The organism is Oleiphilus sp. HI0079, assembly GCF_001635105.1.
This window is the reverse complement of record NZ_LWFT01000262.1, coordinates 1-1870: the sequence shown is the minus strand read 5'-3', so window position 1 is coordinate 1870 and position 1870 is coordinate 1. Positions and strand designations below refer to the sequence as shown.

At 55.7% G+C, this 1870-nt stretch carries 1 protein-coding gene; it reads right to left on the bottom strand.

Annotated features, from left to right (window positions below):
- On the bottom strand, window positions 1–1870 hold a 1870-nt coding region (locus A3750_RS03805; protein WP_156498373.1), incomplete at both ends, for a DUF5011 domain-containing protein.

Here is a 1870-nt window from a genome sequence, read left to right as displayed (position 1 = left end):
GATACATCGTAAGTCAGAGCATAAGTGCCCGCTACGGCATCGTTCACCGAACCACTTACCAAAATCGCTGAAGTGAGTGTTGCATTGTCATCAATAATATCGGTCGCTGCTGCGCCAAGATCCGTGTAGGTCGTGCCTTGCTCGTGCTGTACCGTAGCGGCGCCATTCAGTGTAATCACTGGAGCGGTGCGGTCAGCCACGATCACGTCACGAGTGACTGTCGGCGCGGCGTTGCTCTGAGAGTCGGTGACGTTGTAGGTGAGTGTATAAGTGCCTGCAACATTTGGATCGACAGCGCCAGTTGGGACGATGGAACCAGATAGATCGCCATCGGCTGCATCGGAGGCGGTCGCGCCAGGATCAGTAAATGGCGTTTGCAGTTCATGCAGGATCGGGTTGCTGCCCAGTAGGGTAATGGTCGGCGCGCCGGTATCGACGACGTTCACAGTACGTGTCACGGTCGCCGCCGCATTGCCCGACGAGTCTTGCACGTTGTAAGTAAGAGAATACGTGCCAATGACGCTGGCATTGACGCTGCCAGTCACGCCAATGTTACCGGTAATAACACCATCGATGTTATCGGAAGCGGTTGCGCCGGCATCGGTGTAAACCGTGCCTACCTCGTGATCGACAGGATCAGAACCAAGTAGCGTGATGACTGGGATGGTCGTGTCGACCACATTGACGGTGCGCGTAACTTGCGTTGCGGCATTGCCTGTGGCGTCAGATACATCGTAAGTCAGAGCATAAGTGCCCGCTACGGCATCGTTCACCGAACCACTTACCAAAATCGCTGAAGTGAGTGTTGCATTGTCATCAATAATATCGGTCGCTGCTGCGCCAAGATCCGTGTAGGTCGTGCCTTGCTCGTGTTGTACCGTAGCGGCGCCATTCAGTGTAATTACTGGAGCGGTGCGGTCAGCCACGATCACGTCACGAGTGACTGTCGGCGCGGCGTTGCTCTGAGAGTCGGTGACGTTGTAGGTGAGTGTATAAGTGCCTGCAACATTTGGATCGACAGCGCCAGTTGGGACGATGGAACCAGATAGATCGCCATCGGCTGCATCGGAGGCGGTCGCGCCAGGATCAGTAAATGGCGTTTGCAGTTCATGCAGGATCGGGTTGCTGCCCAGTAGGGTAATGGTCGGCGCGCCGGTATCGACGACGTTCACAGTACGTGTCACGGTCGCCGCCGCATTGCCCGACGAGTCTTGCACGTTGTAAGTAAGCGAATACGTGCCAATGACGCTGGCATTGACGCTGCCAGTCACGCCAATGTTACCGGTGATAACACCATCGATGTTATCGGAAGCGGTTGCGCCGGCATCGGTGTAAACCGTGCCTACCTCGTGATCGACAGGATCAGAGCCAAGTAGCGTGATGACTGGGATGGTCGTGTCGACCACATTGACGGTGCGCGTAACTTGCGTTGCGGCATTGCCTGCGGCGTCAGATACATCGTATGTCAGAGCATAAGTGCCCGCTACGGCATCGTTCACCGAACCACTTACCAAAATCGCTGAAGTGAGTGTTGCATTGTCATCAATAATATCGGTCGCTGCTGCGCCAAGATCCGTGTAGGTCGTGCCTTGCTCGTGCTGTACCGTAGCGGCGCCATTCAGTGTAATTACTGGAGCGGTGCGGTCAGCCACGATCACGTCACGAGTGACTGTCGGCGCGGCGTTGCTCTGAGAGTCGGTGACGTTGTAGGTGAGTGTATAAGTGCCTGCAACATTTGGATCGACAGCGCCAGTTGGGACGATGGAACCAGATAGATCGCCATCGGCTGCATCGGAGGCGGTCGCGCCAGGATCAGTAAATGGCGTTTGCAGTTCATGCAGAATCGGGTTATCGCCAAGCAATGTGATGG